The organism is Burkholderia seminalis DSM 23518, assembly GCF_902832885.1.
Taxonomy (GTDB): domain Bacteria; phylum Pseudomonadota; class Gammaproteobacteria; order Burkholderiales; family Burkholderiaceae; genus Burkholderia; species Burkholderia seminalis.
In genome coordinates this window covers 622248-630658 of sequence record NZ_CADFDK010000004.1, presented here as the reverse complement: position 1 = coordinate 630658, position 8411 = coordinate 622248, and the positions used below count along the sequence as shown (strand labels likewise).

Here is an 8411-nt window from a genome sequence, read left to right as displayed (position 1 = left end):
CGGCATCCACGTTACGGACGGCGTCGGGATATCCCGGCCAAACCCCTATCAGCGATCACCAGCCACCCACCAGGCCCGGTGACAACACCCCCCGGATCATGACTGCGACTGGGGGCGAGAATCATGCCGGGCCTGGCTGGCCAAAGCCCCGACAATCGGGGCGTGAAGATAGTAACGGGTGTCACCGGGCCTGGTGAGTGGCTGGTGATCGCTGATAGGGGTTTGACCGGGATATCCCGGCGCCGTCCGTAACGTCGATACCGAGACTTGCCACCGTTGTTGGTGGCTAATCGTAAGCGCCTGAGCAGTACCGTAGTTCGGTTGTTTACGACGGAGATTCGCGGCGCTATCGGATGGGCTCGACGCGAGCAGTAGGCGACAGCGACGGTGCGACGTTCCACGGGAGCTGTTCGTCGACGCGGTTGGCCGGATAGTCGGCGATTCGCTCGAGCACGTAGGCGAGATACGCCTCGGGATCGAGGGCGTTCAGGCGTGCCGTGCCAATCAGGCTGTACATCACGGCGGCACGTTCGCCGCCGGAGTCGGCGCTGGCGAACAGATAGTTCCGCCTTCCGAAAGCGACGCCTCGCAGTGCTCGCTCGGCGATCAGATTGTCGATCTCCGCACACCCATCGCTGCAGTAGTAGACGAGCGCCGGCCAGCGATTCAGCGCATACCGAATCGCCTTGGTCGTGTCAGATTTTGCAGAGAGCGTGGCAAGCGTCGCTTCGAACCAGCGCTTCATGTCTTCGAGCAGTGGCCCCGCCCGCGCTTGGCGCACACTGCGCCGTTCGTCGGGCGGCTTGTCGCGGATCTGCTCTTCGATCTTGTAGAGCGCGCCGATCCGGCACAGCGCCTCCTCCGTCACGGCGTTGGGGCACACCGCATGCAGGTCGTGGATCTTCCGGCGCGCGTGAGCCATACACGCGGCTTCCTGGACGCGGCCGTCGAGATACAGCTCGGCATAGCCAGCGAACGCGTCAGCCTGCAGCACGCCGGCGAAGTCAGCGAGATGTTGCTGCGGATGCTCACCGCGACGATCGGACGTGTAGGCGAACCAGGCCGCCGGCGCTTCGTCGACGCCGCTCGGCCGATCATCGCGCACGTAGACCCAGAGACGTCCTGTCTTCGTGCGACCGTTGCCCGGCGCCAGCACCGGCAGCGGAGTGTCGTCCGCATGCACTTTACCGCAGGCCAGCGTGTAGCGGCGCACGGCGTCGACCAACGGTGCGAGCAGCGCCGTGATGCTACCCATCCAGTAGCCGATCGCACCGGGATCGATCTCGACGCCGTCACGCGCGTACATCACCGCCTGGCGGTGCAGCGGGAGGTGGTACGCGAACTTCGACACGGCGATGTGGGCAAGCAACGCCGGCCCCGGGATGCCCCGATCGATCGGGCGGCTCGGGGCCGCAGCCTGCACGATGCGATCACAGCGCGCAGGCCAGCTTCGGGCGGCGATGACGGATCACACGGAAGCGCGCACGCACGTATTCGGTTGCTCGGTGATGTCTTCGCCCAACGGCTTGATCTGCCCACCGCAATCGGGGCGGTCATCATCGGCGGGCAAATGGACGCGCTATTCGCGTTCAAGATGTTCGGGTAGCGACTTGCGGCTTGCACCTTCACGGCGCGGCCGCTTTGCTTCGGGAGCGGCTGCCTCATCGACAGCGCCTTCATCGGCCAGCAGGTCCTCCAGCCGCAATTCGAGCTGTTCGATCTGGCGATCTAGTTTCTCCGATTTCCGGCCGAACTGCATTCGGCGCAATTTCGCGATCGTGAGCTTCAGATGCTCGATTTCGAGTGCTCGCGACGATAGCTGCTTTCGCAGCTCAGCAACCTGTGCATCACGCTCAAGCAACGACGCTCTCAGAGCGTTGATGTCGTCGCGCAGTGCGGTCGAGGTCGACTCCATGCGGACAGTTTACGACTGCCCACGATCACGCGAACGCCAGCTAACAATGGTTTACAGCGCGCTACGTGGGCCCGCGGCTTCGACCGGCTGCAGATCGCGGTAGGGACGTTCCTCTCGGAACGCCCCCCGCACAGATCCGGACGTGCCCAATTAAGGCATCCGGCTCCTACCGTCGGTGTTTGACGAGGAAACGTTGCTCCGGCCATGGATGCAGGACACGTGGCATGGGCAGGTACTTTTCAACGATGACGTTCATGCGCCGCCACGTCAGCCGCCGACGCTGGCTCCGCCTCAGTAGGCTCAGATACCAGCGAATCTTGACCATATGTCGAACAGCACGAACAGCCTGAAGGTTGGTCGGCACCGCAAAGTAGGCGTAATGCCCTCGCAGTACCTGAGCCAGCCACCGGCCTTGCTCATCGATAGGACTCGACCTCATGTGCCGCAGCTCTGACGCGATTCGCTTGACCGTCTTGGTCTTACGTTTGCGCTTCATCTTCCTCCAGAGCTGGAACCCTTTCCCCCTCGTTTCTTCCCGCAGATATGCGTAAAGCCGAGGAAGTCGAAGGTCTCAGGCTTCGACAGCCCTTGCGCCGCTCGCCGCTTGGCTACGAAGCGTCCAAACGCGATCAACCGCGTCTTCTCCGGATGCAGGCTCAGCCCAAACTTCGCCAGCCGTTCTCGCAACTCGTTCAGAAATGCGTTGGCATCTGATACATAGTGGAAACCGACAATGGTGTCGTCCGCGTAGCGGACGACGATCATGTCGGCAGTCGCATGACGTTTTCGCCATGACCAGACCCACAGGTCGTACACGTAATGCAGGTAGATATTCGCAAGCAGCGGCGATATTACCGCTCCCTGCGGCGTCCCCTGCAATGAATATATCGATCCGCTCGCCCTGTTCCAGCACGCCCGCCTTTAGCCATTTCTGGATAAGGCGGATGATCCTTCGGTCGCCGATACGGTGCTCCAGAAACCTGACCAGCCATTCGTGGTTGATCGTGTCAAAGAAGCGGCTAATATCAGCATCCAGGATCCACCAGATATTGCGTCCCTTGATTCCGTACGCTAGAGCATGCAACGCATCATGCTGGCTGCGTCCGGGCCGGAATCCATAGCTAAAACCCAGAAACTCCGCCTCGTATATCGGCGTGAGGATCATGACCGTCGCCGCCTGGACGATTTAGTCTTCCATGGCGGCGATGCCGAGCGGCCGTTGTTTGCCATCCGCCTTGGGTATGTATACCCGCCGCGACGGCAACGCTCGATATGCTCCCGTGTGCAGGCGCCGATGCAAATCGCGGAGGTTATCCTCCAGCTCCGCTTCGTACGTGCCCCACGTCATCTTGTCGACACCAGCCGAAGCGGTCTTCTTCAACGACAGGAAGCCCGCCCGTAGTACGTCGACATCGATGTGATGTAGGAGCGCTGTCAGTTTCTCCTTCCTTGTTCTGTTGACAGCTTCTCGTATGCGACTCTGCGCCTGTGACACGGCTTCCCGGCTCTGTGTCCGGACCATACTTTGCATCATCGCATTCCCTTCGGTCCCGCTCCTTCCCTCCACCAGCTCCGCTGCGGCTGACGCCGCTTTGTTCGCCGGCTTCATTGGTACTATGAGCGAGTCTGACTTCTCCGGACCGTGCATCATGGTCTACGGCCCCCAGCCTTCACCATGCGGCCCATCGCCCGGCTGGCGAGGGCAGTCCGGAGATCTCGCGGTTCCCGCTCAAGAGACTTACACGCATGCCAGGGTCTACAGACGACGCGGAGCCGCCCGCCGCTCGCGATATCGCGGTGGGACGTATTGCCTTCTGCTGATTGGAAAGCATCAGCACTCCGATTGGGAAGTCTTTCGTCGCTCAATGGCTGGCCGACGTGCGCCCCTGTCAACGCTTCGGTGACACCCTCGCGAGTGCCCCCGCATGACTCGGGGTCGATGTGATTCGCTAGTTCTTCATCGTAAAGGACTTTCACCTTCTATCTCTTGACGGTCTCACGTCGCACCCAATCGAAGCCCTCGAGCAACAACGATAGCTGAGCGGTTGTCAGCGCGACCACACCAGAGTCGGCACGAGGCCAAGCAAAGCGTCCCTTTTTCGAGCCGCTTCGCCAATAAACATAGCCCGCCGTCACTCCAATACAAGCACTTCAGCGGGTCACCGCGCTTGCCCCGGAACACGAACACGTGTCCAGAGAACGGATCTTTCTCCAGCACCGTCTGTACCTTCGCGGCCAGCGAATTGAAGCCGCATCGCATATCGGTGACGCCCGCCGCGATCCAGATCCGCGTGTTTTGAGGCAGACCGCTCATCGTAAAATGTGATCGAGAACAGAACGCAGCACGTCGGGGGCCGGCGCGCCTTCGATGCGAATCGACGTCTTGCCATGCTGAATCTGGATCGAGCCGGACGGTATGTTGTCGGTCGTAGTCGGCACTTCGAGCGCCATCGACGGCTGAGACGGTTCGTTGACGACAACCGGCAGCATCGCCTCTGAAATCGCATCGTCCGTTAGCAGGCCTTGCGCATGGAGGCGGCGCCATGCCCACACCTGATTGGCATTGATGCCGTTCTCGCGAGCAACACGGGCGACCGACGCGCCGGGCTCGAATGTCAGCGCGACGATGGTCCGCTTCCATTCCGTTGGATATCGGCGAGTTTGCTGTTTCGGCGGGATCTCGACTGTCTGAGTCACTCTGCCCACAACTCCTATCGTGGACACGACCGGTCATTCGCATCCTTCACAGGACATCATGGCACTCGTCACCGAGCGTTCACAGACGGTACTGATTTCGTGCTTACGGCCAATCCGTTCACTCTGCACAAACAGAGGTGGCCGCGCAAAATCGGACAGCGGGATAAGTGGAGCGGCCGGGGCCTGAACCGCTTGGATTTCTTGGACAGTGCTGAGCGTTAGTGTTCGGTCTTTCTCGACATCCCACGCACAATACGGTTTACCGAGTTGAGTGTCAGTTGCGGTGCCGATCTATGCTACCCGCAATATATCTACCAGCGATTCTGCAGCAGGCAACTCATAAGTGCGCCAGATCAATGCACCACGTCGATCGATTATCTGCACTTGAGTACTGTGATTGTCGAGTCCCGTCACTCCACCGCCGAAAAACGCCTGCAACGCATCGACGTCCTTTAACTCCGGTGCCGCAGCCATCCAACCAGGCCGGGCGCCGAACCGCGCGAGCCATGCGTGCATCCGTAGCGCTGTGTCCTCAAGCGGATTGATACTGAGTGACAGCAGCTGCACGCCCGGTTTCGCCTGTACGCCTAGCAATGCCTGAACGCGCTGGAACACTGCGCCCTGGATTGGGCACGTCGACGAGCATCCAGTGAAGAACAGTTGTAACGCCGTTACCCGTCCGTTCAGCAGCGCGTGCAACCGAGTAGCACGACCGTCCGCCAGGTGGACGGGCACGTCTGGCACTGGCACAGGCGGCGTGATACGTCCACCGTGATAGTTGATTGGTACCACCTGCGCATGCGTGCGCCGCGCGCTCCCCAGCGTCACCTCGTTCATTCCGATCAGCGCCGCAGCCAGTAGCTTACGGCGCAGCGAATGTTTGTTCTCACTCATGCTACCGATCCTCATTTAGAAAGCGCCAGAGCGCGGTACAGTCGCGATCACTGATCCGATAGCGCGGCATTGCGACATTGATTAACACATAGGCAGGATCGATTCCGGTGCGCAGCAACGCACAGAAATCAGCGCGATCGTAGCTACTCGGGGGCCCGCCGCGTCGGGCCTGCAACTCACTTAACCACCTTCCCGTCAGACGCGGTCCGATGGGGCGCAACACGCTTGCGCTCCGACCCGCCGCATGGCAATTCGCGCAGCGCACAGCGCCCTCCGGCAGGTCGGCCGGATGCGTCGAGAGACGGCCGGTTAGTGGCGCCGCGCCCACGAACAGCGCGCGGCCGCGCCCGATCAGGTGTGCAGGGTCAGGCGTTGCCGCAGCCGCACACGCGGCGACCAGCCCCGCTGCTAGCAGACTGGTCACTCGCAGGAACATCATGGTGCGGCGGGTGCTCTCACACCTACTGAATCTGTATCGGTGCCGACACACTGGGCACCCCCTGTGCATTTAGTGCGAACAGCATGTAATAGCCCGGCAGCACAACACCCGGATCGGCAGGAACCGACAACTGATACGACCCACCGCCGCGTGACGTCATCGTGAGCGGAATACGCCGCTGATCGTTGTTCGTCGTATGCGTGACCGATGACATCCGCATCAACACAAACGACGCAACGGGCGACTGTGTCGACACAGGAATCGACGCGCCGCGGCCCGCCGAACTTGGCGCCGATTGAATCACTGGGCGAGTCGCTGCAGAACCATCCGCGTTGAGCAGGTACGGCGGCGTTAGGATTTCTGCATTGAGGTGATTTTGCGCACAGCCCGCGCCGCACTGACCACCACCTCCCGCGAACACGCGCCCGTCCGGCAGCAGAATCGCGGTGCTGTGGTAAGTACGCGGCGTTTGCATCGGCTTCAGCAAATTGAAGCGTTGCGTGACCGGATCCCAGATTTCCGGCACCATGATCGCGGACGTGTCGGTAAACGGCATCGGTACGCTCTGACCGCCGATAATCACGATGTTCCCATTCGGCAGGATTACGCTATTCGCAAACGCACGCTGATAGGTCATTCCGTTCAGGCGCTGTACCGATGCCGGCTGGCTAGGCCCGCGCGTGATGTCGATCAGATACACCGAATTCGACGCGTAGGTTGATACACTGCCGTTTTGCTGATACGACTTCGCACCGCCCACCTTGAGAATCTTGCCGACGTCGAAAAGCGATGCGGTACCGTTGATGCTAAACGGATCGACGCCACGATTGCCTGCCGACTGGATCGACCCGCTGCCGTTCGTTGAAATCCAGTTCATCTGCGAACTCGGGCCTGCGTGAAACACCGAGCCGTTACTCTGCGCGAACAGCCACAGATGATTATCGCCGCGATAGATGCCTTGCGGATCAGGGCCGACGATGCTCGTCTCCGGAATGCCCGCTAGCAACGTCCAGTTGCCGCCGTTCGCCCAGACTTCCGCGCTCTTGCCACCCTGACCGCCGCTCCACGACCCTCCGAGGGTCAGCACCGAGCCGTTGGACAACAGCGTGTCGCCCTGATAGCCGCGTGGGATGCTCATCGTCGCCGCCGCGCTCCACGTGTTCAAAGACCAGTTGTACAGCGTCGTCTTCGGGCTGCTGTCACCCCCGTTCACAAGCACCCTGCCATCCGGCAGCATCGCCGTGCCCGGGCAAAACATGTCCGAGCCCGCCGATGTTTCGAGATACTGGCTCGACGTGCCGGTGGCCGAATCGAACAGCGCGGTCTGGGTCTGCGTCGTCGCGTTGCCCACGTCGTTCTGGAAACTGAACGGCTGATCGGCGGACCACATGACGAGCTTACCGTTCGGCACGTTAGCCACACCTATCGGATTGACGGGTAATGGGATGACTGCGCTCCATGCGGACGGCAGCGTGGCCGGGAAAGTCGCCGGCAGCGTCAGAGAAAACTGATCGTTAAGCGCGCTCGTGTCCTGACAGGGATACTGGATCAACGGCGCGCCACTCGTGCGAGAGCCACCGCTCACGTTCAGGCACATACCGCTTGCCACCGACACCAGCCGGTAGTTCGAGCCGACCGCGATTAACGTCCATTGATCGTTCGGCTGGGCATCGCCCTGACAGCCGTACTGAATCACCGGCGTGCCGCTTGCACCGCCCCCGCCCGATACGTTTAGGCATTGCCCGGTACTGTTCGAGACGACGTGATAGCCGCTGCCCGCAGGCATCAGAATCCAGCCCGAGCTACCCTGACTCTGGCACGCGCCCTGGACGATTGCAGCGCCAGAAGCCGACGAGCCACCGTTCACGGTTACGCAGAGGTTGCTGTTGGCCGACGTGATATTGGTCGCAGCAACCACTGGCAGATATAAGTTAAACTGATCGTTAAGTGCGCCTGCTCCCTGGCACGGATACTGAATCAGTGCCGCGCCAGATGCAGACGAACCACCGCTGATGTTCAGGCACATTCCACTTGACACGGATACGATCCGATAATTTGCGCCGCTCGCAACAACAGTCCACTGGTCGTTGGTCAGAGTGCTGCCCTGACACATGTACTGAATCATCTGCGTGCCACTCGCTAGCGCTCCACCCGGCACGTTGAGACACAGACCACTGCCTTGCAGTACAAGGTGATAATTGGTACCGACCGGCACAAACGCCCATGCGGTATTGCTTAGACCGGCACAGGAAACCTGCACGACCGGAGCATTCGAAGCCGTGGAATTGCCTGCCGGAGAAAGACACAATCCGCTACTAGCGGACAATATATCGGAGTACGAGCCGGTTGCCGCAGAGGCGACCGTTGGTAGGAACCCTATCATAAAAAACACACACAGCCGCCACTTCACATTCCCCCAGACGCCCCTGCGTTTTGGCATTGCCGACTCCATAGCTTCAGATGACT

General features: G+C 60.8%; 5 protein-coding genes and 4 pseudogenes. All 9 read right to left on the bottom strand.

Annotated elements, in window-relative coordinates:
- Nucleotides 1–346 precede the first annotated feature (346 nt).
- Nucleotides 347–1915, bottom strand: a pseudogene (gene tnpC / locus HWX00_RS16990) (IS66 family transposase).
- Nucleotides 1916–2407: 492 nt separating this feature from the next.
- Nucleotides 2408–3080, bottom strand: a pseudogene (locus HWX00_RS37560) (reverse transcriptase domain-containing protein).
- A gap of 21 nt (nucleotides 3081–3101) precedes the next feature.
- Nucleotides 3102–3296 (bottom strand): hypothetical protein, encoded by a 195-nt coding sequence (locus HWX00_RS37555; RefSeq protein WP_244131175.1) that lies wholly within the window; start codon nucleotides 3294–3296, stop codon nucleotides 3102–3104.
- A gap of 599 nt (nucleotides 3297–3895) precedes the next feature.
- The gene (gene tnpB, locus HWX00_RS37380; protein WP_367651076.1) at nucleotides 3896–4051 is read right to left on the bottom strand and encodes an IS66 family insertion sequence element accessory protein TnpB; all 156 of its coding nucleotides are present in this window, start codon (nucleotides 4049–4051) and stop codon (nucleotides 3896–3898) included.
- A pseudogene (gene tnpB / locus HWX00_RS16980) lies at nucleotides 4008–4229 on the bottom strand (IS66 family insertion sequence element accessory protein TnpB); the annotation flags it as partial. The pseudogene tnpB (HWX00_RS16980) and the gene tnpB (HWX00_RS37380), both read right to left, overlap by 44 nt.
- Complete coding sequence (gene tnpA, locus HWX00_RS16975) at nucleotides 4226–4612, bottom strand: IS66-like element accessory protein TnpA (protein WP_226194092.1); 387 nt, start codon at nucleotides 4610–4612, stop codon at nucleotides 4226–4228. The pseudogene tnpB (HWX00_RS16980) and the gene tnpA, both read right to left, overlap by 4 nt.
- Nucleotides 4613–4903: 291 nt before the next feature.
- Nucleotides 4904–5449, bottom strand: a complete 546-nt coding sequence (locus HWX00_RS16970; protein ID WP_404823855.1) for an SCO family protein — start codon at nucleotides 5447–5449, stop codon at nucleotides 4904–4906.
- A 58-nt stretch (nucleotides 5450–5507) separates the two neighbouring features.
- On the bottom strand, nucleotides 5508–5945 hold the full coding sequence (locus tag HWX00_RS16965; RefSeq protein WP_404823849.1) for a hypothetical protein: 438 nt from the start codon (nucleotides 5943–5945) through the stop codon (nucleotides 5508–5510).
- Between the two features lie 22 nt (nucleotides 5946–5967).
- Nucleotides 5968–8316, bottom strand: a pseudogene (locus HWX00_RS16960) (RICIN domain-containing protein); the annotation flags it as partial.
- Nucleotides 8317–8411 lie beyond the last annotated feature (95 nt).

Bases quoted from the DNA above. Each gene is read 5' to 3' on its own strand.
- HWX00_RS16970 (WP_404823855.1), bottom strand. From the start codon at position 5,449: ATGAACGAGGTGACGCTGGGGAGCGCGCGGCGCACGCATGCGCAGGTG.
- HWX00_RS16965 (WP_404823849.1), bottom strand. From the start codon at position 5,945: ATGATGTTCCTGCGAGTGACCAGTCTGCTAGCAGCGGGGCTGGTCGCC.